This window comes from Tenacibaculum todarodis (genome assembly GCF_001889045.1).
GTDB classification, from domain to species: domain Bacteria; phylum Bacteroidota; class Bacteroidia; order Flavobacteriales; family Flavobacteriaceae; genus Polaribacter; species Polaribacter todarodis.
The window spans coordinates 1,099,377-1,123,047 of sequence record NZ_CP018155.1; the positions used below are offsets into that span (position 1 = coordinate 1,099,377).

At 30.1% G+C, this 23,671-nt stretch carries 25 protein-coding genes; 16 read left to right on the forward strand and 9 right to left on the reverse strand.

Annotated features, from left to right (window positions below):
- Nucleotides 1-11 precede the first annotated feature (11 nt).
- On the forward strand, nucleotides 12-380 hold the full coding sequence (locus tag LPB136_RS04920) for a CCC motif membrane protein (RefSeq protein WP_072555061.1): 369 nt from the start codon (nucleotides 12-14) through the stop codon (nucleotides 378-380).
- Between the two features lie 37 nt (nucleotides 381-417).
- On the opposite strand, the gene LPB136_RS04925 is transcribed toward LPB136_RS04920, so the two are convergent.
- The 6 genes from LPB136_RS04925 to LPB136_RS04950 are packed head-to-tail and all read right to left on the reverse strand — an operon-like array spanning nucleotide 418 to nucleotide 6,542.
- The gene (locus LPB136_RS04925; RefSeq protein ID WP_072555062.1) at nucleotides 418-1,749 is read right to left on the reverse strand and encodes a DUF58 domain-containing protein; all 1,332 of its coding nucleotides are present in this window, start codon (nucleotides 1,747-1,749) and stop codon (nucleotides 418-420) included.
- Nucleotides 1,750-1,754: 5 nt separating this feature from the next.
- Entirely contained in the window at nucleotides 1,755-2,771 is a 1,017-nt protein-coding gene (locus tag LPB136_RS04930) for an AAA family ATPase (RefSeq protein ID WP_072555063.1), read from the reverse strand.
- A 2-nt stretch (nucleotides 2,772-2,773) separates the two neighbouring features.
- Nucleotides 2,774-3,970 (reverse strand): DUF4350 domain-containing protein, encoded by a 1,197-nt coding sequence (locus tag LPB136_RS04935; protein ID WP_072555064.1) that lies wholly within the window; start codon nucleotides 3,968-3,970, stop codon nucleotides 2,774-2,776.
- Complete coding sequence (locus LPB136_RS04940) at nucleotides 3,963-4,697, reverse strand: DUF4129 domain-containing protein (protein ID WP_072555065.1); 735 nt, start codon at nucleotides 4,695-4,697, stop codon at nucleotides 3,963-3,965. Before LPB136_RS04940 ends, LPB136_RS04935 begins: the two co-directional genes overlap by 8 nt.
- A 2-nt stretch (nucleotides 4,698-4,699) precedes the next feature.
- The gene (locus LPB136_RS04945) at nucleotides 4,700-5,587 is read right to left on the reverse strand and encodes a hypothetical protein (protein WP_072555066.1); all 888 of its coding nucleotides are present in this window, start codon (nucleotides 5,585-5,587) and stop codon (nucleotides 4,700-4,702) included.
- On the reverse strand, nucleotides 5,574-6,542 hold the full coding sequence (locus tag LPB136_RS04950; RefSeq protein WP_072555067.1) for a stage II sporulation protein M: 969 nt from the start codon (nucleotides 6,540-6,542) through the stop codon (nucleotides 5,574-5,576). Before LPB136_RS04950 ends, LPB136_RS04945 begins: the two co-directional genes overlap by 14 nt.
- Before the next feature lie 77 nt (nucleotides 6,543-6,619).
- Between LPB136_RS04950 and LPB136_RS04955 the strand changes: the two genes are divergently transcribed.
- Nucleotides 6,620-7,333, forward strand: a complete 714-nt coding sequence (locus LPB136_RS04955) for an RDD family protein (protein ID WP_072555068.1) — start codon at nucleotides 6,620-6,622, stop codon at nucleotides 7,331-7,333.
- A gap of 60 nt (nucleotides 7,334-7,393) precedes the next feature.
- Here the strand turns inward: LPB136_RS04955 and rocD are convergent, their stop codons facing one another.
- Entirely contained in the window at nucleotides 7,394-8,632 is a 1,239-nt protein-coding gene (gene rocD, locus LPB136_RS04960) for an ornithine--oxo-acid transaminase (RefSeq protein WP_072555069.1), read from the reverse strand.
- A gap of 176 nt (nucleotides 8,633-8,808) precedes the next feature.
- Here rocD and LPB136_RS04965 point away from each other — a divergent pair, with 176 nt between their 5' ends.
- The 13 genes from LPB136_RS04965 to LPB136_RS05020 all read left to right on the forward strand — a co-directional run bounded on the left by LPB136_RS04965 (nucleotide 8,809) and on the right by LPB136_RS05020 (nucleotide 19,870).
- A complete protein-coding gene (locus tag LPB136_RS04965; RefSeq protein ID WP_072555070.1) occupies nucleotides 8,809-9,966 on the forward strand; it encodes a mechanosensitive ion channel in 1,158 nt (385 codons plus the stop codon).
- 338 nt (nucleotides 9,967-10,304) lie between these two features.
- Nucleotides 10,305-11,759 carry a 23S rRNA (uracil(1939)-C(5))-methyltransferase RlmD gene (gene rlmD, locus LPB136_RS04970; RefSeq protein WP_072555071.1) on the forward strand — a complete coding sequence of 485 codons (1,455 nt, stop codon included), beginning with the start codon at nucleotides 10,305-10,307 and terminating at the stop codon, nucleotides 11,757-11,759.
- A gap of 75 nt (nucleotides 11,760-11,834) precedes the next feature.
- Nucleotides 11,835-12,194 carry a four helix bundle protein gene (locus LPB136_RS04975; protein WP_072555072.1) on the forward strand — a complete coding sequence of 120 codons (360 nt, stop codon included), beginning with the start codon at nucleotides 11,835-11,837 and terminating at the stop codon, nucleotides 12,192-12,194.
- A gap of 32 nt (nucleotides 12,195-12,226) precedes the next feature.
- Nucleotides 12,227-12,694, forward strand: a complete 468-nt coding sequence (locus tag LPB136_RS04980; RefSeq protein WP_072555073.1) for a DUF6452 family protein — start codon at nucleotides 12,227-12,229, stop codon at nucleotides 12,692-12,694.
- Nucleotides 12,675-13,373, forward strand: a complete 699-nt coding sequence (locus tag LPB136_RS04985; protein ID WP_072555074.1) for a DUF6048 family protein — start codon at nucleotides 12,675-12,677, stop codon at nucleotides 13,371-13,373. Before LPB136_RS04980 ends, LPB136_RS04985 begins: the two co-directional genes overlap by 20 nt.
- Nucleotides 13,374-13,434: 61 nt before the next feature.
- A complete protein-coding gene (locus LPB136_RS04990) occupies nucleotides 13,435-14,382 on the forward strand; it encodes an isopenicillin N synthase family dioxygenase (RefSeq protein ID WP_072555075.1) in 948 nt (315 codons plus the stop codon).
- A 71-nt stretch (nucleotides 14,383-14,453) separates the two neighbouring features.
- On the forward strand, nucleotides 14,454-14,777 hold the full coding sequence (locus LPB136_RS04995; RefSeq protein ID WP_072555076.1) for a translation initiation factor: 324 nt from the start codon (nucleotides 14,454-14,456) through the stop codon (nucleotides 14,775-14,777).
- A 141-nt stretch (nucleotides 14,778-14,918) separates the two neighbouring features.
- The gene (locus LPB136_RS05000; RefSeq protein ID WP_072555077.1) at nucleotides 14,919-15,863 is read left to right on the forward strand and encodes a DUF1835 domain-containing protein; all 945 of its coding nucleotides are present in this window, start codon (nucleotides 14,919-14,921) and stop codon (nucleotides 15,861-15,863) included.
- Nucleotides 15,863-16,732 (forward strand): nucleoside phosphorylase, encoded by an 870-nt coding sequence (locus LPB136_RS05005; RefSeq protein ID WP_072555078.1) that lies wholly within the window; start codon nucleotides 15,863-15,865, stop codon nucleotides 16,730-16,732. The genes LPB136_RS05000 and LPB136_RS05005 overlap by 1 nt, the downstream gene beginning before the upstream one ends.
- Complete coding sequence (locus LPB136_RS05010) at nucleotides 16,733-17,593, forward strand: substrate-binding domain-containing protein (protein WP_072555079.1); 861 nt, start codon at nucleotides 16,733-16,735, stop codon at nucleotides 17,591-17,593. It begins immediately after the preceding gene.
- An 18-nt stretch (nucleotides 17,594-17,611) separates the two neighbouring features.
- Nucleotides 17,612-17,770 carry a hypothetical protein gene (locus tag LPB136_RS13985; RefSeq protein WP_158009602.1) on the forward strand — a complete coding sequence of 53 codons (159 nt, stop codon included), beginning with the start codon at nucleotides 17,612-17,614 and terminating at the stop codon, nucleotides 17,768-17,770.
- A 207-nt stretch (nucleotides 17,771-17,977) separates the two neighbouring features.
- A complete protein-coding gene (locus LPB136_RS05015) occupies nucleotides 17,978-18,850 on the forward strand; it encodes a UDP-2,3-diacylglucosamine diphosphatase (RefSeq protein WP_072555080.1) in 873 nt (290 codons plus the stop codon).
- 3 nt (nucleotides 18,851-18,853) lie between these two features.
- Nucleotides 18,854-19,870 (forward strand): glycosyltransferase family protein, encoded by a 1,017-nt coding sequence (locus LPB136_RS05020; protein ID WP_072555081.1) that lies wholly within the window; start codon nucleotides 18,854-18,856, stop codon nucleotides 19,868-19,870.
- On the opposite strand, the gene ung is transcribed toward LPB136_RS05020, so the two are convergent.
- The gene (gene ung, locus LPB136_RS05025; protein ID WP_072555082.1) at nucleotides 19,857-20,519 is read right to left on the reverse strand and encodes a uracil-DNA glycosylase; all 663 of its coding nucleotides are present in this window, start codon (nucleotides 20,517-20,519) and stop codon (nucleotides 19,857-19,859) included. The two genes, LPB136_RS05020 and ung, sit on opposite strands and share 14 nt — an antisense overlap.
- Nucleotides 20,520-20,555: 36 nt before the next feature.
- Between ung and LPB136_RS05030 the strand changes: the two genes are divergently transcribed.
- Nucleotides 20,556-22,754 carry an endonuclease MutS2 gene (locus tag LPB136_RS05030; protein WP_237267419.1) on the forward strand — a complete coding sequence of 733 codons (2,199 nt, stop codon included), beginning with the start codon at nucleotides 20,556-20,558 and terminating at the stop codon, nucleotides 22,752-22,754.
- On the opposite strand, the gene LPB136_RS05035 is transcribed toward LPB136_RS05030, so the two are convergent.
- Complete coding sequence (locus LPB136_RS05035) at nucleotides 22,755-23,609, reverse strand: GLPGLI family protein (RefSeq protein ID WP_072555083.1); 855 nt, start codon at nucleotides 23,607-23,609, stop codon at nucleotides 22,755-22,757.
- Between the last annotated feature and the right edge of the window lie 62 nt (nucleotides 23,610-23,671).

Consider the following 23,671-nt stretch of genomic DNA (forward strand, 5'->3'; position numbering starts at 1 on the left):
ATCAACCAAAAATGGACAAACCAACCGTATCAAATTCAAATGATTACAATTACATGGAAAAACAAAAACTACCTAATGCTACAGGAGTAATAATCTTAGGAATATTATCTATTGTAACTTGTTGCTGTTATGGTATTATTGGTTTAATTCTAGGTATAGTTGGTCTTGTTTTAGCTAAAAAAGCGAAACAAGTATATCTTGCCTCGCCAGAAGAATACACAGGATTTTCTAATGTTAAAACAGGTAAAATCTTATGTATTGTTGGTATTGTTTTAAACGTATTGTTTATTGCTTATATCGTAGGAATTGTTGCTTACATTGGTTGGGATGCATTATCTGATCCTGAATTACTTCAGCAAAGAATACAAGAATTACAATAAAAGAAAAAGCGGTTATTTATTAAAATAACCGCTTTTTTTATATCAAGCCTTTTGCTTTAAATTCTAAATACTTATTAATAACATTTACAGATAAGTTATTAGGTTTTGTAAGTATTGCATGCACTCCAGCTTTCTCTAGTTCTTTTACCATTCGTTTTTTCTCGTAGGCAAATTTTTCTCCTATTGTTTTGTGGTAAATTCCTTGAACATCTTCGGCATTTGTTGCAATTAATTCATCTAACTCTGTATTTTCAAAAAATACGGTAATTAGTAAATGCTTTTTACTTATCGCTTTTAAATATAGTAATTGACGTTTAAGTGCAGAAATATGCTCAAAATTTGTGTACACAATTAACAAACTACGCTGGTTAATTTTTCTTTTAATGGTTGCGTATAACAAGCTAAAATCAGTATCAGAAAAACTGGTATTTAAGTTATATAACGTTTCATTTATAGTTGTTAAATGTGTTTTCTTATTACTTGCAGCAACAATATTTTCTACCTTTTTTGCAAAAGTTAACATTCCTGCTTTATCATTTTTCAACAATGCTATATTTGAAAAAGCTAGTGTAGAATTAATTGCATAATCCACTAATTTTAAATTCTCAAAAGGCATTTTCATAACGCGTCCCATATCTATAATAGAATATATTGGTTGCGATTTTTCATCTTGATATTGGTTCACCATCAATGCGCCTTTTTTAGCGGTAGCTTTCCAATTTATAGTTCTAACATCATCTCCAGGAACGTAACTTTTAATTTGTTCAAATTCCATAGTGTGCCCAATTCTTCTAATCTTTTTTAAGCCATATTCCGTAAGTCTATTGCTCATTGCCAAAAACTCATATTTTTTCATTTGAATATAAGATGGATACACAGCAACCTTTTGTTGGTTATCAAAACTAAACCTACGTGCAATAATTTTTAATTGTGAAGATGCGAAAACATGTACAAAACCAAAGTGGTATTCGCCACGTTCAACAGGTGTTACTTGATAATCGAATTGATAGTTTTCTGAAGATTTTATAGTTGAAAAATGATTAAAATCTCTTTTTTGAAACTGACTAGGTAATTCATCTATAACTTTTACAAAAACCTGAAATGGATATTTATTATCGATTTGAATTGAAACTGGATTCTCATCAGAATTTGAAAACTTTTCTGACAAAATTCTCTTTGCTGAAATCGCTGTTTTATTCCTGAAAAGTAAAACGAAATCAAACAACGTTAGCACACCAAAAATTAGTACACAAACCCACGCAAGACTGTATAAAAAGGGCAACCAATAAGACAATAAAAACAATGCAGACAAGCCTGCGATGTAATAGAAAAATTGATCGTGTACAAATATGGATTTATAAAACTTCACAGCTATTATCTTGGAACTTCAACAGATTGAACAATCATTTCTATAACTTTATCGGCAGTTAAACCTTCCATTTCTCGCTCTGGAGTTAGCATTACACGATGACGTAAAACAGGATATAAACTCTTTTTAACATCTTCCGGAGTTACAAAATCTCTTCCGTTAATTGCTGCAAATGCTTTTGAAGCCATTAAAACCGCAATACTTGCACGTGGAGAACCACCTAAATACAAATGAGGATGATTACGTGTATTTGTTATAACTTCTGCTATATATTTTACAATTTTTTCTTCAACAAGAATATCAAAAATGTTATTTCTATACGTTAACAAATCTGCTTCAGAAAGTACAGATGTTATTAATTCTTGTGGCTTCTGCCCTTTTCTAGCGTTATGATTGCTAATAATTTTAACCTCTTCTTCTAAATTTGGATAACCAACATTAATTTTGAATAAAAAACGGTCTAATTGTGCTTCTGGCAATGCATACGTTCCTTCTTGCTCAATAGGATTTTGAGTTGCCAACACCATAAACGGCGGACTCATTTTGTACTGTGTTCCGTCTATAGTTACTTGGCGTTCTTCCATCGCTTCAAACAATGCAGATTGCGTTTTGGCTGGCGCTCTGTTTATTTCATCAATTAAAACAAAATTTGAAAATACAGGTCCTTTTTTAAACTCAAAATCAGACGTTTTCATGTTTAAAACTGAAGTTCCTAAAACATCCGAAGGCATTAAATCTGGCGTAAATTGAATACGACTAAAATCCGTACTTATTGTTTTTGCTAACAACTTTGCAGTTACTGTTTTTGCAACTCCAGGAACACCTTCAATTAAAACATGTCCGTCTGCTAATAAAGACACTAAAAGTAATTCCATAAAATCCTCTTGCCCAACAATTACTTTTTGTAGTTGTGCTTTTATTGAAGAAACTGCTTCTTTTAACTTCGATAAATCAATACGATTTTTAAATTCGTTTTGATTTTCTAAAATATTTTCATTTTGCTGATTTTCAGTATTTTCCATTGCTATTGTGTTTTACTTTTATAGGTTTCAATTAAGCTGTTTAATGCAATTAATTGTTCTTTTGAAACCGTATTTAATTGTTGAATTTGTGCTATTTTTTTGAAAACTTTCTCAGTGTCTTCTTCAGTATTATTACTTCTTGAGGCTAAATGTTTATAAAACGATTGATTTAGCACATCCGTTGGAATATTCATTTTACTTCTAACCCAAACTAAAAAATAATTAATTTTTTGATTGGCTATTTTTTGATGCTGAGATTTCTCATAATACATATTACTAATTGTCCTTGTAAATGCTAATGTTTGGTTTTTTAACGGTGTTATAATTGGTATGTCTCTTTGTTCTCTTTTTCCTTTGAAAAACACAAAAAACAACACACCAATTAGAGCAATATAATATGCCCATTTTAAACTTTTAGAATTTAAAATATAATTTAATGGTGACGTAATTTTATCTTTCCCTGTTTTATAATATGCATCCCAAAGTATTGGTTTTTCTGGATCTAAATACGATAATACTGATGCAACATACGCATCATTTTTTTGATGCAAAATATTATAATTTGTAAAAGCTAACGGAAATGTATTGATGTAAAAATTACCTTTCCCAAATTTATGTTTTATAAAATTAACGCCACTTTTTAAAGCTACACTGTCTTTATCAAACATGGTTATTTTACCTAAAGCTGTAGTATTTATGGTGTCTATTTCTTCAAAATAAATACGCGGCATTGGTCTATCAAAACTATATTTTTTATCCGAAAAAGCAGGGTTTAACAAAGAAACATAGTGTTTTTCATTCAGTTCTAAAGTAGATAACGAACTGGTTTTTAATCCTAAAGTATCTATTTGACTTCCATTTGTAGACAAAAACACATCATTACCTCTTTCTACGAATTTTAAAAGTTCATTAAACTCGTCTTCTCCAAAATTAATTCCTCCATCTACAAAGAAATACGTTCCGTTTACTGTGCTATCTTGTAAGAAAACATACGGAGCTGCATTAATGTCTTTTATGGTTGAATTGGAAAGAAAACTTGGTAATTCTTTTCTTAAAACATAGGTTCCGTAGGGCATTTTGTGTTTTGCCACATAAGAAGGAAACCAACTTATAGGTTTTACTTTTGTTGCATCTGCATAGATTAACAAGACTACAATTGCTATAAAAAGTGCTATATATATTTTTACTTTCTTATTCACCTATTTTACTTTTTAAGTTCGTAAAAAGGCTTGCTGCTTTGGTAAATTCAGTTTCATCAATATCAAAGTTTCCATACCAAACAAAATCGTATAAACGTGTGCTTTCTGTAAATTGATGATGCACTTTAGTTGCTTGTAACTCTTTAATATAATCTTCGTTTGTTTTCTCTTGTTGCCAAATTATCAGTTCTTTATCCGCTAATTTTTGTAAAATTAACAAATAGTAATAACGAACCGCTAAACGATAATTTTTATTAGTTACAGACTGATTTACAAGCTCTTGTAAATCGCTATTTTTAATCAACTCTTCTTCATCTGTAATATGAATAGCTGCTATTTTAGCGTTTTTATTTTTTAAATTATTGGTATCAATTTTTAAGAAAAACTTCAAAATAAAATACAGTAAAACAGCTAAAAGAATATAAGGTAATATTGATAAAAAGTCTTTTATTAAACCTAAAGCAGGAGAAATATCATCAAATATCCAAGAAAGTCCTTTTTTAACCAATCTACCCAACCAGTTCCAAAGGCGATCTAAAATATTGTCTTCTTTCTTTTGAACGTTATAATTAAAATCATCCGAATTTCTATACTTCTCTATAGATTGCTCATCAAATTTCGTTAGAGAAACTTGGGTACTATCTATTTGTATTCCTTCAAAATCTTGCTGCGCAAAACTTCCGAAGGAAAAGATAAAAAACGATATAAAAATTATAAAATGCTTCAAAATTACTCTCCTAATCTATCAATTTGTTCAATAGTTCCTGATGCATATTTTTGTTCGTTTATATCGAAATAAATTAACACTGTAGATACTAATGTTACTGCGTAAAACAAAAATCGCCCAACGTAAGAAACAACTGTTAAAAACAAATAAATTGGATCAGAAAAAATACTCATAATTGCCATTGGATCATTTTCTCCAATACCAGACATTGATTTAATAAGCATATAGATTATAGAAGGTATAGAAAAAATACTACCTAAAACGCCAATTAATAAACCAACTACAATTAAAACCCCAAAGGTTTCCCACCAATGATTTTTTATAAAAGTAAAGCTATAACTAATAGCATCCATTACTTCTTTTCCTTTAAAAACATAAATTGAAGAAGCTAATGTTAAAGGTATTGCAACATAAATTCCTGGAATTACACAAAAAAGCATTCCTACAAAAACCATTATACCAACTAAAAAACCTAAACCTACAAATGCCCAAAGATTGTTACTTACGTTCTGTTTTATTTCTTCATAATTAGTTTTTCCTTCATTGTCTATATAAGATTTTATATAATACATTGCAGCAACGTTTATCATTATATAAGCAATTAAGTATGAGAAAAACATTACAAAAGTTGCTATTACCATTCCTGCACCACTATATTGTGTTTGTGCATTATTAGGGTTACTCCAATCAACATCCGAAAATAAATTAGATTGCTCATAAGAATAATATAAAATACCCGCTAAAGCAATTAAGATTGGAATTAAAGCAATCTTAAATGTTGTTGTAAAAAACGGTTTCCATTCTAGTCTAAAAAACTTGAATGTATCTGTAATTATTGCACCTAAATCGCGCTCTTTTTTAAACTCTACGTACTCGTTATTGTTTCTCATTTTGCATTTTTTTAGTTAGTTGAATTGGGTATATTATGTAATAAAATATAATAGTTGATAGTGATATTAATATGATAAAAATTGCTAGCCAATCTGGCATTTCTGTATGTCTAGTTACAAAACCTTCTAAAAAACCGGCAACTATAAAAAATGGAATTGTACTTACCATAATTTTTAAACCTGCTTTTATACTCTTTTTAAAAGATTCTAAACGCGAGTATGTTTTTGGAAACAATAAACCGTTACCCAACACCAAACCTGCACAACCTGCAATTACAATTACTGAAATCTCTATAGTTCCATGAATCCAAATGGTTCTGGAAGATTCCCAAAACAAGCCTTTATCATAGAAAAAGTACAGAAATGAGCCTAACATTATTCCGTTTTGCATCATTATATATAAAGTTCCTACAGAAAACAACATTCCAAAAACAAAGGCATACATAGCAACACGAATATTGTTAATTGTTATACCAATAAACATTTCGGTTTCATTTGCTTTTTTATAAACCGCCATTGGATCTCCGTTTTCAATGTTTTCCAAAGTCATATTTACATAAGCATCGCCCATAATTAAACGTACAAAATCTGCATCTTTTGAAGCTGAAAAAGCACCAACTAATGTAAAAAAACCAAAAACCACAAAGGCAATTAGTAGTTGTTTTTGATGTTGATAAAATTCTAGCGGAAACTCTTTTAAGAAAAATTGAACAAATCTATTCTTCCCTTCTTTTTTTGTTTTGTAAATTTTAATATGTGCAGTTGAAGCAATAGAATTTAAGTATGCTTCTGTATTACTAGCAGGATAAAATGTTTTTGCGTAGCTTAAATCGTCTGTAACTTCAATATATAAATCCGATAATTGATCTGGAGAAACCTGCTTTTTATTTGACAAAACGTCATCAAAAAGCTGCCACTTTTCTTTATTTTTTGATACAAAAGAAGCTTCTCTCATTTATAAATTAAAGACTAAAAAGATTAATGAAATTATTATATTCGCAATTCTTATTTGACAACAAATAACGATAAAAAATGGATAACTTTCAAATAGAAACAGCTCAAAATATTACTTTACAACAAAATGCAGCACATATAACTACGCGTATTGGTTCTTATTTGTTAGATACGCTAATAATTGTGCTTTATGTTATCGTTTTAATGTTCGTTATGGGTTGGTTAAATATTGATGAGGGATTTACGCTTTATGTATTTGGGACCATTTTTGGTTTACCTATTTTCTTCTACAGTTTACTTTTTGAAGTTTTACTAAACGGACAAACTCCAGGAAAAATAATTAACAAATTAAGAGTTGTAAAATTAGATGGTACTAAACCTACTTTTGGAAGCTATCTTTTACGCTGGATGTTGCGTGTAATCGATTTTAACTTAGCAAGTGGTTCTGTTGCTGTATTAACTATTTTATTAAACGGAAAAGGACAACGTTTAGGAGATATTGCAGGAGGAACAACTGTTATTAGTGAGAAAAAACGAGTTACTTTAAATACTTTAGGTGTAGATGTTGCTATAGATTACAAACCAACGTTTCCACAAGTTACTATGCTTTCTGATAGTGATATGCAAACCATAAAACAATTGTACAGGAAATCTAAACGAACTAGAAATCATAAAATAATTCTAAAACTACACGTTAAAATTATAGAACTTACCAATATAAAAACAGATTTGCAGCCAATGGATTTTGTTGAATTGGTTATTAAAGATTATAATTATTACACACAACAATAAACAAAAAAAGCGACCCAATGGTCGCTTTTTTTGTTTATTTACTTTCTTAAATAAGAATGATTAAAACTCAGAGATTGTTTTCTTAATAATTGAAATACAATCCATTAATTGTTCTTTGTTCATTACCAAAGGTGGCGCAAAACGAATTATGTTTCCATGTGTTGGCTTTGCTAATAAACCGTTATCGCGTAATTTCATACAAATATCCCAAGCTGTTGAGCTTTCTTCAGTATCATTTATTAAAATTGCATTTAATAACCCTTTACCTCTGACAGATTTTACAAGCTCGTTTTCTTTAGCAAATTCAGCAAGTTCTGCTCTAAACATTTGCCCTAAAGCTTCTGCATTGTCTGCTAATTTTTCATCTTTAACAACCTCTAAAGCTGCAACTGCTACTGCTGCTGCAACAGGATTTCCTCCAAAAGTAGAACCATGATTTCCAGGTTTAATAACGTTCATTACGTTATCATTTGCTAACACGGCAGAAACAGGATACGCGCCTCCGCTTAGTGCTTTTCCTAAAATTAAAACATCTGGTTTTACGTTTTCATGATCTACAGCTAACATTTTACCTGTTCTTGCAATTCCGGTTTGTACTTCATCAGCAATAAAAAGCACATTATAATCTGCACACATTTTTTTAGCAGCAGCTAAATATCCTTCAGAAGGAACATAAACACCCGCTTCACCTTGTATTGGTTCTACTAAAAATGCAGCAATATTGTTACTACTTTCTAATGCTTCTTGTAATTCTTGTAAATTATCATATTCAATCTTTAAAAACCCTTTAGTATAAGGTCCAAAGTTTTTTCTTGCAACTGGATCGTTAGAGAATGAAATAATAGTAGTAGTTCTTCCATGAAAGTTATTTTCACAAACAATAATTTCTGCTTTATTTTCATCAATCCCTTTTACTTCATACGCCCATTTTCTAGCTAATTTTAAAGCAGTTTCCACGGCTTCTGCGCCAGTATTCATTGGTAATAATTTATCGAAACCAAAAAGTTCAGTAGCATATTTTTCATAAGAACCTAACATGTCATTATAAAATGCACGAGACGTTAAGGTTAATGTTTTTGCTTGATTTACCATTGCATCTACAATTCTTGGATGGCAATGTCCTTGGTTTACGGCAGAATATGCAGAAAGAAAATCGTAATATCTTTTTCCTTCAACATCCCAAACATATACTCCTTCTCCTTTGCTTAAAACCACAGGAAGTGGATGATAGTTATGTGCTCCGTATTTGTTCTCTAATTCAATCGCTTTTTGCGAAGTTAATTGGTCTAAAATAGCCATTTTAAATAATATTTAATTAATAAAAAAACCATTCCTGTTCTACCTTTATCCTTTCAGTAAAAACTGAAAATTCAGCGTGGGAAAGAAATCATCCCCGAAGGTGCAAATTACAAATTAATAGTGACTTTTCTTAAAATAATGTGTCATAAAAAGGAATCAAAAAATCAAAAAAAATTATGAACCAAGTTATTGAAACGTACAACAATTTAACAGGCTCTTTTGGAGCTCCAATTGCAGCATTAGCCATTATTATAATAGGATGGTTTGTAGCTGGAATCTTAAAAAAAGTAGTTAAAAACCTTATTAAAAAATCGGGCGTAGATGATTCTTTAAGCAGTAAAAAAGTAAACTTTGCAGATGTAATTGCAAAATTGTTATACTACTTAGTAATGATTTTTGTGTTTATGCTAGCGCTTAACAAACTAGGAATGACAAGTGTTTTAGAACCAGTAAAAGGTTTACTTGATGGATTTTTAGGCTATATTCCAAACATTATCGGTGCAGGTTTAGTGGCTTACATTGGTTATATGTTGGCAACAATTGTATCTGAATTAGTTGGCTTATCTGGAGATACAATTCAAAAATTTGCTCCAAAATTACGCTTACCAGAAAATATAGATTTAGTAGATATATTAAAGAAAGTAGTATTTATTTTCATCTTTATTCCTTTATTAATATCAGCATTAAACATTTTAAATATTAGTTCAGTTTCAGAGCCAGCAAGCGAAATGTTACAAAGCTTCTTTAGTGCAATTCCTAAAGTATTAGTGGCAACAATAATCATGATAATCTTTGTAGTTGGAGGTCGTTTCTTAAGCGAGCTATTAAAAGATTTATTAGACAGTTTAAACTTAAACCAAGTAATGCAAAAATCTGGTTTAACAGCAGTTACAGGAAAAACAAACATAGAACGTTTAATAGCAAATATTGTGTATGCTTTTATTATTTTATTCGGTTTAGTTACTGCAATAGAAAAATTAGAGTTCACAAAATTATCAGAAATGATGAATACTGTAATTGAATTAGGTGGTAATATCTTATTCGGTTTAGTAATCTTAGCAATAGGAAATTGGGTTGCAAATGTTGCCTCTAAAAACTTCTTAAAATCAGACGATAATCCATTTGTAGCCAACATTATAAAAGTAGCAATTTTAGCAATCTTTTTAGCAATTGGTTTACGCAGAATGGGTATTGCAGATGATATTATAAACCTAGCATTTGGTATCACTTTAGGCGCAGTTGCCTTAACAGTTGTATTAGCTTTCGGTTTAGGAGGTCGTGAAGCAGCAGGAAAACAAATGACAAAAATTTTAGATAAGTTTAATAAAAAATAAACTTTAAAATCATATCATTAAAAAGCATCTCAATTGAGGTGCTTTTTTTATGCAGAAAAATAGAACAATCTTAATTTGGGCGTTACCTAAAAAGGTCGGGCTTTCACTACTCGCTTTTTTTGAAAAATAAAAAAGAGCTCAAACAAGCCGTTCAATCCCTAACGCAAATGCGGTTCCATACTTAAAAAACAAACCACATAGAAACATAGAACATAAAGATTCACTCACTCAAAAAAACTATGTGTTCTATGTTTCTATGTGGTAAAATAATCCGTGATTCCGTGGTGAAAAAATCAATATCTTTTCCTTAATTTTGCAAATCCAATAAACAACAGAGAATGCCACGTAGAGAACGAAACAAGTTTGTAAAAAGAAATCAAATTTTAGAATTAAAAATTGAAGATTATGCCTTTGGCGGAAAAGGAATTGCAAGAATAAAATCTGAAGAAGGAAGCTTTGTTGTTTTCGTTCCTAATACATTACCAGGACAATTGGTAAAAGCACAGATTAAAAAATCGAGTAAAAAGTACGCAGAAGCTAAATTAATTGATGTTTTAGAAGATTCAGAAAACGAAGTCGACGTTCCTTTTCAAGACATTCCTGGAGCTCCGTATATTAAATTACCGATAGATTTACAACATCAATATAAAAAAGAAAGTACACTTTCACTCTTTAAACGTATTGGAAAAGTTGAAAATATTGAAGATGTTTTTGACGAGTTTATAACCTCACCAAATGTATTTCATTACAGAAATAAAATGGAATATGGTTTTTCTGCAATTGGTTACGACAGAGTAAACAAAACCGATGTAGATGAATTTACTTTAGGTTTTAAACGTCGTGGAGTTTGGTGGATGGGAGATAATCTTGATAAAGATTCTGGTTTATTCGACAAAGAGTTTGAAGACAACTTAATAAACATTAGAAAATACTGTCAAGATACAGGTTTAGCACCTTGGCACGGACCAAAAAGAGAAGGATTCTTTAGATATTTTGTAGTTAGAAAATCATACAAAACAAACGAACTTTTATTCAATTTAGTAACCACATCACCAGAATTAGACAAATTCGATTTACATGAGTTTGCAGCCTTTTTAAAAGGAATTTTTGGAGACAGAATTGCAGGTTTATTACACACAATTAACGATGAAGTTGGCGATAGAACCATTGCAACTTCTGGAAGTATAAATCTTGTTTACGGAAAAGACAAAATTGTAGAAGAATTGTTAGGTTTAAATTTTGAAATTAGCATGAAAAGCTTCTTTCAAACAAACCCAAAATCTGCCGAAAAACTATATACAAAAGTTATCGATTATGCTTTAGAAAATAAAGCTGCAATTGACAATACTGTTGTTATGGATTTATTTTGTGGAACTGGAACTATTGGTCAAATATTAGCTTCAAAAAGTGAAAACGCAAAAATAGTTGGTGTAGATATTGTAGCTTCAGCAATTGAAGATGCTAAGAAAAATGCCAAACGTAATAATATTGAAGGTTTAGAATTTTATGCTGCAGATGTTGGTAAGTTTTTAAATGAACATCCACAATATCAAAATAAGATTAGAACCCTAATTTTAGATCCAGCCAGAGCAGGAATTGCACCAAAAACGCTAAAGAAAATCATTAACCTAAATGCAGACAGAATGGTGTATGTTTCTTGTAACCCTGCAACACAAGCACGTGATACAGAAATGTTACGAGAAGCTGGTTACGAGTTAAAAAAGATTAGTTTGGTAGATCAATTTCCGCATACAAGTCATATAGAAACGGTTGTTTTGTTTGAAAAGGTGTAAATAAGTTTATTCGTTTACTTACTCTTGCTGTTTGTTTTAGGGTTTATTTGTTTATTTGTATAAAAATAAGCTATTATGAAAGTATATTCATTTGAAAAATTGACGGTTTGGCAAGAATCAAAAAATCTTGTAAAAGATATTTATAGATTAACAAAAGATTTTCCTTCTGAAGAAAGATTTGGTTTAATTTCTCAGTTAAGAAGAGCATCCGTTTCAATCGCTTCAAATTTAGCAGAAGGAACATCAAGAAAAACAAATAAAGACAAAGCACGTTTTACAACAATTTCTTTTAGTTCTGCAATGGAAGTGTTAAATCAACTCATAATTTCTAAAGAATTAAACTTTATTTCTGAAAAAGATTATATTTTAGTGCGAGAAAAATTAGAGAAAATCACCAACATGTTAAATGCTTTACGAAACTCTCAACTCAAATAAACACATACACGTTTAAACAAATAAACATATAAATGAATAAACGATTTATTATATTTTTAATTGCTACAGTATCCTTAAATTCCGCTTGCGAAATAGATGATATTTGTGTAGAACCTACAACACCTAATTTAGTGTTACGCTTTTACGATGCAACAAGTACAACAACAATAAAAGCAACAGACTCACTATATATTTGGGCAGAAGGAAAAGATAGTCTTTACTTAAACGAAGCTGTAGATTCTATTGCAATTCCGTTAAATCCGTTAACATCAGAAACAGTTTATAATCTATCTCAAGGAACTTTATTACTAAATAAATTAACGATAACCTATACTCCTGAAGAGGAATTCACATCTCGCTCTTGCGGTTATCGTTTTACTTATAAGGATGTTTCTTTAAGTTTAGATTCACCATCAAACAGTTGGATTTCTTCAATAACTCCAACCATAATTCCGTCAATAACAAATCAAGACTCAGCGCATGTACAAGTATTTCATTAGCATTTTATTGATTATTATTTCGATTGACGGGTTTTCTCAAGAAAAAGAAAAAACCGAAGTGAAAAAAGATTCGGTAACCTATAAAACTGGTTATGGAATTAGAGTTGGTCTAGATATAAGTAAACCAATTAAGTCCATATTAGATGATTCTTACAGCGGATTTGAAATTACTGGAGATTATAGAATTACTAAAAACTGGTATGCTGCAGCAGAATTAGGTTACGAAGAAGAAAACACAATTGAAGATTTTACAAATTCTACCGCAAAAGGGAGCTATATTAGATTAGGCGCAAACTACAATGCTTATGAAAATTGGCTAGATATGAATAATGAAATCTTTGTTGGTTTTAGATATGGTTTTAGCATTTTTGACAATACAGTAAATAGCTATACTCCAAATACAGGAAACACTTATTTTATAGCAAACCAAATAGATACACCTTTTACTGATACTGGTTTAACGGCACATTGGGCAGAATTACAATTAGGTTTAAAAGCAGAAACACTTAAAAACCTGTTTATTGGTTTAAGTTTTTCTTACAAAGTAGGTATCAGTATAGACGACCCAGAAAACTTTAAAACCCTCTTTGCACCTGGTTTTAACAGAGTATATGCTAACAATGTTGGTTTTGGCTTTAACTACACTATTTCCTATTTAATTCCGTTTGTTAATAAGTAATTGTCGGTGGTTTTACTGTTTTTAGTAAATTTATCCCACGTTTAAAACAAATTTATTAACAATGAATAAAATACCTAGCGTAAATTTAGCAGACTTTTTATCTAATGATGCAACTCGCAAACAAAAATTTATAGATGAAATTGGTCATGCCTACGAAAACATTGGCTTTGTAGCCTTAAAAGGACATTTCTTAGACGACAAACTCGTTGACGATTTATATACAGAAATTAAAAACTTTTTCGACTTACCTGTCGATGTAAAAGAAAGCTACGAAATCCCAGGAATTGGTGGACAAAGAGGTTATGTTTCCTTCGGAAAAGAATCTGCTAAAGGGAAAAAAGAAGGAGATTTAAAAGAATTTTGGCATTTTGGGCAATATGTAGACGCCGCTTCAAAATATGCAAAAGAATATCCAGATAACGTTACAGTTAAAGAATTACAGAATTTTAACGAAGTAGGTAAACAAACCTATAAAATGTTAGAAAAAACAGCGAGATACGTTTTACGTTCACTTGCATTACATTTAGGTTTAGAAGAAACTTATTTCGACAACTATATTAAAGACGGAAATAGTATTCTAAGACCAATCCACTATCCACCAATACAAACTGAACCAAAAGGAGCAGAAAGAGCTGCTGCACACGGAGACATTAACTTAATCACCTTATTAATGGGCGCTCAAGGTAAAGGTTTGCAAGTGCAAAACCATAATGGAGATTGGATTGATGCAATGGCCGAACCTGACGAATTAATGATTAATGTTGGTGATATGCTATCTCGTCACAGTAACAACAAATTAAAATCGACCATACATAGAGTTGTAAATCCACCAAAAGAAATGTGGGGAACATCACGTTATTCTATTCCATTTTTTATGCACCCAGTTTCAGATATGAAATTAGATGTTTTAGAAAATTGTATTGATGCAGAAAACCCTAAAAAGTTTGATGATATTACTGCAGGTCAGTTTTTAGATGAACGTTTAAGAGAACTTGGATTAAAAAAGTAATCAGTATACAGTAGCAGTTTACAGTTTTAAGCTGACTGAAAACTGCTACTGAGAACTGCCAACTAAAAAATATGGATTTAAAAGATCAATTAAAAAACCTATTTCCTGAGCACGAAGAAACTGCAGAACCTATAAAAGAGAAATCTGACATTTGGCTCCAAGACGAACCTATTATTTGTAAATACGAAAAAAGAAAAGGAAAACCCATTACTATTTTAGAAGGATATAATGGTGCAACCCAAGACTTTAAAAAACTAGCCAAAGAGATAAAAAAAATGCTAAGCGTTGGCGGAAGTTTTAAAGATGAAAAAATAATCATTCAAGGAGATTATCGTACTCAAATTATGCAACTTTTAAAAGATAAAGGATTTAACGTAAAACGTGTTGGTGGATAAATTATTATTTAACAAAATATTTTAGAAATACCATGAAAATTTAAACCATTTAATAAGATATCAATAAAACTCACCTCGCTTTTATACTATACTAATTATTTTTACGTTATTTGGCTACAGAATTAATAATTCTACAACATAATGAAACCCCATTTTTTACACATTACAAATGGTGATTACACCACAAAACATCTTAAAAATTTAAATTTTAATGGCAATTATATTACATGGCGAGAAATGCTGTGTGAAGGACAGACATTAACAGATGTTGGTAGTGAAACCTTTTGGAAAACTCGTTTCGATTTTTTAAAATCATCTTATAAAATAAGTAAGAAGAAGTTTATAGATTATACACTTAAGGAATACAGAAATCTCTGTAAACACAAGCAACAAGACGAAATTGTACTATGGTTTGAATCCGATTTATTTTGTCAAGTAAATATGCTGGCTGTAATAAGTTGGTTAAAAAAGCATAGAAAAGGTTATAAAATATCTTTAGTTTCTTCAGGAAAGATAGATGATACTAATAAAATGTACAACTTATCAGAACTAAACGAAGAACAAATACAAAATCACTTTAAAAATAGAGTTGTTTTAACGCAAGATGATATTGAATATGCCGATTATATTTGGCAATTATATTGTTCGGATAGTCCTTTACGTTTAGAAACAGTGCATCAGTTCAATCCAATGTCTCCATTTACTTATTTAGCAGACGCTATAAAAGCACACTTATTACGTTTTCCTTCAATAGAAAATGGCTTAAATTTTATTGAAAACTCAATTCTACAAACTGTAAACCAAAATGAATTCTCTAGTAAAGAACAATTAATTCAAAACTTATTACAACACCAAGAAAATTACGGTTTTGGAGATATCCAATACAATAATAACTTAAGTGAAATGAAAAGGCTTTTCACTTCATTTAGCCCAGTAAAACTCAGTAAAATCGGTAAAAAGGTATTAAATAATCAAATTAATTTTTACGCTAATATTCGTTCAGATTTTTCGTATCTTGGTGGTACAAAAAAATACAACTACCTGTATGTAAACAATACAGGCAAGTTACTGAAAATCACTTCTTAATGAATATTAAACATTCCGAACTAATACTAAATCCTAACGGAAGTATTTACCATTTAAACCTTCTTCCAAAAGATATTGCAACAGATATTATTTTTGTTGGAGACCAAGACAGAGTAGATAAAGTTACTGCTCATTTTGATTCAATCGACTTTACAACTCAAAAAAGAGAATTTAAAACAACCACAGGAATTTACAAAGGCAAACGTTTGTCAGTAATTTCTACCGGAATTGGTCCAGATAATATAGATATTGTACTTAATGAATTAGATGCATTAGTAAATATAAACCTAGAAACACGACAAATTAAAGAAAAACATACTGCTTTAAATATTGTTCGTATTGGAACTTCCGGTTCTTTACAAACAGATATTCCTGTAGATAGTTTCTTATTAAGCTCTCATGCTTTAGATATAAATGGTATGCTTCACTCCTATCAAGTTGAAGAAATTGCGCATCCAGAAATGGAACAAGCTTTTATAAAACACACAAACTGGTCTTCAAAAAAATGCGAACCTCTTGTAATTGCAAACGGAGAAAAGTTAGCTAAAAAAATAGCTTCAAATATTACTTTTAAAGGAATAACAGCAACAGCTGGAGGTTTTTACGGACCACAAGGAAGAGTTTTAAGATTGCCACTTCAAGACTCTGATTTAAACAGTAAAATTGATTCTTTTAACTATAAAAACAATAGAATTACAAACTTAGAAATGGAAACTTCAGCTATTTACGGATTATCTAAATTACTTGGACATAATGCAGTTTCTATGAATGCTATTATTGCAAATAGAGCAAACGGAACTTTTAGTGAAAATCCTGGAAAAATAGTAGCCGATTTAATAAAATATACATTAGACAAAATTGTTGCATAAATGATAGATCTAAAAGTTGGTGGTGTGCCAGAACATTTTAATTATCCTTGGTATGTTACCTTAAAAAATAAAGAGTACACTAAAAAAGGTATTAATCTCCGCTGGAAAGATTACCATGGCGGAACTGGACAAATGTGTAAAGCATTGCGTGCTGGTGAAGTAGATATTGCTATTGTTCTTACTGAAGGAATAATAAAAGATATAGCAAACGGAAATCCTTCAAAAATTACCCAAACCTACATAAAATCTCCACTAATTTGGGGAATTCATGTTGGTGCAAAATCTAAATTCAAAAAAATTGCAGATTTAGAGCATGCAACTGTAGCTATTAGCCGTTTTGGTTCTGGATCTCATTTAATGGCCATTGTAAATGCGCACAATAATGGTTGGGACATTGACAAACTCAAATTTAAAGTAATAGGTAATTTACAAGGTGGAATCGATGCGCTTACCAACGGAGAAGCAGATTATTTTATGTGGGAACATTTTACCACAAAGCCATTAGTAGATAATGGAACGTTTAGACGTTTAGGAGATTGTCCAACACCTTGGTCTTGTTTTGTTGTTGCTGTAAGGAATGAAGTTTTAGAAAACAATTTTAAAGAAGTAAAAGCTGTTTTAGATATCATAAACAACTGTGCAACAGACTTTAAAAAAACAGAAAACATTGACAAAATATTAGCTAAACGATATGAACAGCAACTAGTTGACATTCAAAAATGGCTTTCAATTACCGAATGGAATGATGGAAAACCAATGAGTAAAAATTTAATTGGACGCATTCAAAATAAAATGATTCACTTTGGCGTTATAGACGAGAAGAAAAAATCTAGCGAGTTCATAAAAAATATGTACTTTTGACCTTTCAAAATTAAAGAAATGAAGAAAACTATATTTATAGCAATTTGTGTAATCGGTATGTTAGGATTTTCATCTTGCGGAAGTTCTAAACCTTGCGGATTAGCTTCAAAAACTAAGCAAACTAAACAAGTTAACTATCAACAAGATATAATTGTTGCAGAAGCATCAGTTAATTAACATTGATAGTTCTCTATTCAAATTCAATAAAAATCCGCTTAAAAGGCGGATTTTTTCATTTTAGTAACATAAAATTTGCAAATAGTTAAACATTTAATTACTATTTCTTCATTTTTACTTTCACTTAAGAATACATTTCATACTTACATTTGATTAAATTATAACTCGTTATAATTAAAACGTTTAAAACTTTAAAGAAGTTTAAAAATGACAAAAATCAAAAAACGTAAATTAGATGTTGTTGTTATTTCTGATGTTCATCTAGGAACTTTTGGTTGCAGGGCAACAGAACTACTAAACTATTTAAAAACCATTAACCCAAAAACATTGGTTTTAAATGGCGATATAATAGACATTTGGCAGTTTAACAAACGTTACTTTCCTAAAAGCCACATGAAAGTAATAAAATACCTTACTTCCTTACTTACCAACGGAACAAAGATTTACTATGTAACAGGAAATCATGATGAAATGTTACGCAAGTTTAAAGGTTTTCGTTTAGGTTCTTTTGAAATTGTTAATAAAATAGTACTAAACTTAGATAACAAAAAAGCTTGGATATTTCATGGAGATGTTTTTGATGTAACAATGAAAAACTCAAAATGGCTAGCTAAACTTGGTGGAGTTGGTTATGATATTTTAATACTAATAAACACATTTGTAAACTCTATTAGCCAAACACTTGGTTTTAATAAGTTTTCGTTTTCAAAAAAAATTAAGAACAGCGTAAAAGGCGCAATAAAGTTTATTAATGATTTTGAAGTTACAGCAGCTGAAATTGCAACAGACAATAAATATGACTTTGTAATTTGTGGACACATACATCAACCAGAAATCAAAAAAATAAACACATCAAAAGGAGAAGTTACCTATTTAAACTCTGGAGATTGGGTAGAAAACTTAACTGCATTAGAATACAATAATAAAAAATGGTCTTTATATGAATATGAAAAAGACAATTTAGCAAAAAATGCACATTTAAATATTGATATTAAAGATCTAGAAACTATTTCAGCAGAAAGTAACAGCAATATGTTGTTTGAAGAACTATTAGTTGAATTTGATTTAAAAAACAAATAAGAAATGAAAATTTTATATGCACTTCAAGGTACAGGAAATGGACATACTGTTAGAGCCTTAGAAATTATACCGCACCTAAAACAGCGTGCAGAAGTAGATATTTTGATTAGTGGTTACCAAAGAGAAATAGAATTACCCTGGAAAATTAAATACAAATATCATGGCTTAAGTTTCGTTTTTGGTAAAAACGGAGGCATAAATATTTGGAAATCTTTAAAACAATTAAAACTTAAACAGTTTATAAGAGAAATTAAAGCAGTACCTGTAAAAGACTATGATTTAATTATCAATGATTTTGAACCCATAACTGCTTGGGCTTCTAAAATTAAAAATACTCCCATAATATCTTTAAGTCACCAAAATGCTGTAATAAATAAAAATACACCAAAATATGGTTTATTGAAACCTGAAAGACTCATTTTAAAATACTATGCTCCCGCAAAAACAAAATTTGGATTTCATTTTAAAACCTATAGTTCTTCGATATTTACACCTATATTAAGAAAAGAAATCAGGTATAGAAATAAAACAAATAAAGGCCATTATACAGTTTATTTACCAGCTTATAGTGATAAAAAAATAGTTAAAATTTTATCGCATTTTAAAAATATTCAATGGCAAATATTTTCCAAACATACAGACACAAATTATTTTAAAAACAATATTACAATTCAACCTGTAAGCGAAAAAGGTTTTATAAAAAGTCTTACCAGTTGCGAAGGTGTTCTTTGTGGAGCTGGATTTGAAACACCTGCTGAAGCCTTATTTTTGACAAAAAAATTGATGGTAATTCCAATGAAAAATCAATATGAGCAACAATGTAATGCGTTAGCTTTAAAAGAAATTGGAGTTCCCGTAATTAAAAAACTAAGTAAAAAGAATCTTCTAAAAATTGCAAAGTGGATTAAATCTGACATAAAAGTAATTGTAAAATACCCAGATATTACTGAAGAAATTTTAGATACTATATTATTACCCTATATTAATAACAGTTTAATATCTCAAGCTACCATTGTATAATCTCTTTTTGAATATTTTTTAAAAAAGCATTTGTTTTTGAAAAGTGTTTAGAACCAAACCAACCTCTCCAAGCACCTAAAGGTGATGGATGTGGTGCTGTAAAAACAGTATGTTTATCAGTATTAATTGAAACTCCTTTTTTCTCAGCAAACTTTCCCCAAAGTAAGAAGACTACATTTTCTTTTTCTTCAGAAATTTTAGCAATTACTGTATCTGTAAACGTTTCCCACCCTTTTTTTTGATGACTTCCTGCTTCAGATTCACGTACTGTTAAAGTTGCATTTAATAACAAAACACCTTGTTTAGCCCATTTTTCTAAATTTCCGCTTTGCGGATATTCACTTCCTAAATCTGTAGCAATTTCTTTAAAAATATTTACTAAAGATGGCGGATGTTTAATTCCATCTTGCACAGAAAAACACAATCCGTTTGCTTGGTTTATTCCATGATACGGATCTTGACCAATAATTACGACTTTTACAGCTTCAAAAGAACAAAAATTAAATGCCGCAAAAATGTCTTCTTCTTTTGGAAAACAGGTTTTGCTACTGTACTCATCCTTTAAAAAGTTAATTAACTTCTTAAAATATGGTTTTTCAAACTCAGTTTGTAAAATATTATTCCAGCTACTAGCAATTTTTATTTGCATTGTTTTACTTTTGTTATCGTTTTCAAATATACAACATTGAGCATCTCATCAAAAACATTACAAGATTTAGAATTTACAACGGTTTTACAACAAGTTGAAGAATTCTGTATTTCTGGTTTAGGTAAAGAAAGTGTTTTAAACATTCAGCCAATAACTAGTAAAAAGAAATTATTTTTTGAGTTGGATTTGGTAAACGAATATCTAGCCTCTTTTGAAAACGAAAACCGACTTCCAAATCATGGTTTTGATAATATTTTAGAAAGTATAAAAAGACTAGCTATTGAAAATAGCTTTTTAGAGCCTGAGGCTTTTTTAAAAATTGCTGCTACTTCAGAAGTTGTAAATGAACAAAAAAAGTTCCTAAAGAAATTTAAAGACTACTACCCTACACTATTCTTATTAAGTGAATCTATTGAATTTACTACAGAAATTTCTAACGCAATAAAAAAAATAATTACTGCAGATGGAATTATTGCAGACAATGCTTCACCCGTTTTAAAACAAATTAGAAAAGATATTGGGCAAGTTCGTGGTAAAATTTCTGAGAGTTTTACACGTGCTTTAAGCAAAAGTATTTCTAGCGGTTATTTAGATGACATTAAAGAATCTGTAGTTGATAATCAGCGAGTTTTAGCAGTGTTAGCCATGTATCGTAGAAAAGTAGCTGGTAGTTTATTGGGCGCTTCAAAATCTGGTAACATCGTTTATATTGCTCCACAAGCAACCTTGCAACATGGACGTGAATTGCAGAATTTACTATATGAAGAAAAGCAAGAAATTGTAAAAATCCTACGAACTTTATCAGAAGAAATTAGACCTTTTGTAGGTCTTTTAGAAGCATATGTAGCGTATTTAACGCACTTAGATGTTGTTGGTGCAAAAGCAAAATATGCGAGAAGTATTAATGCATTATTGCCCAAAATAACGAAAGAAAAACAACTGTTTTTTAAGAACGCTTTTCATCCTATTTTATGGCAAAAGAATGAGGAGAAAAATATAAATACAGTTCCACAAACCATTCAGCTTAACGAAAAACAACAAATTATTGTTATTTCGGGTCCAAATGCTGGTGGAAAAAGTATTACGTTAAAAACCATTGGTTTACTACAAGTCATGTTACAAAGCGGCTTATTAATCCCTGTTCATGAACGTAGCGTTACTACAATTTTCAATACAGTTTTAACTGACATCGGAGATAATCAATCAATTGAAAATCAATTAAGTACTTATAGTTATCGTTTAAAGAACATGCGTAATTTTTTACGTAAATGTAATGACAACACACTCTTTTTAATTGATGAATTTGGTACAGGTTCTGATCCGGAATTAGGTGGAGCTTTGGCAGAAATTTTTTTAGAAGAATTTCATCAAAAGGAAGCTTACGGAATTATAACAACGCATTATGCAAATTTAAAAGTGTTAGCTAACGAATTAGATAATGTTACCAACGCAAACATGCAGTTTGATGAACGTACATTAGAACCTTTATTTAAGTTATTTATTGGACAAGCAGGTAGTTCTTTTACGTTTGAAGTTGCTCAAAAAAATGGTATTCCTTATAGTTTAATCAACCGAGCAAAAAAACGTGTTGAGACAGAAAAAATACGTTTAGATAAAACCATATCTAAATTACAAAAAGAGCGTAATAAATTACAAAAAAGATCTGATAGCTTAGAGAAACAACAAACAAAGGGTAGAGAACATATTGATAGTTTACAGGAGAAAGAACAGAAGATTCAAGATAAACTTTCTGGTTTCCAAGAATTATATGATACAAACCAGAAAATGCTTTCTTTAGGTAGAAAAACGAATGAATTATTGCATAAATACTTTCAAACTAACAACAAAAAAGAGCTTTCTGCTGAGTTTTTAAAATGGGTTGCTGCAGAAAAAGTAAAACATACAAAGAAGAATCCGCCCAAAAAGAAAACGAAAACCGAAAAAAAACAAGAAAAAGTTGCCATTCAAAAGAAAACAGCTATTGTAAAACAAATTGAAAAAGAGGTTTTAGAAAAGGTTGTAGAAGTTAGAAAAGAAAAGAAAATTGAAGCCGCAAAAATTGCCAAAGCTAAAGCTGATTATATTTACAAAATTGGAGATCGAGTTCGTTTAATTGACAGTAATTCTGTTGGAACTATTGATAAAATTGAAAAGAAAAACATTTTTATAAATTACGGTGTTTTTACCACTAAAGCAAAAACAAATCAGTTGGAATTGGTTGAAAAAAGAAAGTAACTATCTTCCTCTTCCTCTTCCTGCTCTCATATCTCTAAACTCTTTCATTTTTTTAGAAATAATATTTTGATATTCAGTTTTAGTAACAATTTCTCCTTTTTTAGGCGCAGTAATTTCTAATTTATCTTTAGGATTAATAATTAACTCTGTACATACAAGTGTTGTGTTTCCTGAACTAACTTCAAGTATTAAACCAGGTAAACCCCAGAACTCCTGAGGTCCATGACTTACTGGAATTTGCTGAGTGTACCAAACTTCAACAGTTGTCATTGAAATCTTATTTTCTTTAACATTATTTTTCTCTTTCTTTTTTTCTCTACTATTTATTTTGGACCAAGAAAAAGAATACCAAGTTAACTCTTCTGTTGGAATACTTGCTGTTGCTTTATAACACTCATAGTTTCCTATTACTTTGGTTTCAGAATCTAAATTCCACTCAATATCTTGTAACTTATCTTTAACTAAAAACCTTTTACCATAAAACTCCTGGCTTTGTATTTGAGAATTTTTACTGACATTTTTGTATTGATCACCTGGAGTAAAGTTTTTCCCCCAAGAATCAGTTGCTCCCGATATTGCATCTATTTTATCTTGCTCTTCAAAGAAAGATTCTTGCTTATTGAAAGTTAAGGTGTAGGTTTTTTCTAATCTATTTTTAAGTCTTTCACCTATTTGTTTCTTTTGAGCTACAGACATCCTATTTCCCCAAGTACCTAAATCCATTTTTGTTTTAGAGATATAAGTTGCTTTTCCTTGAAAATCTTTTACTTCAGGTATATTCTTAGTTAAATAAAAACTAGAGGATGTTGTAAATGATACTAATAGAATAATAATTTTAAATTGTAAAGCTTTCATAAAATATATTTTGTTTAACAAAAATACAAAAAAGATAAACAAAACATATGTTTTTTAATAAT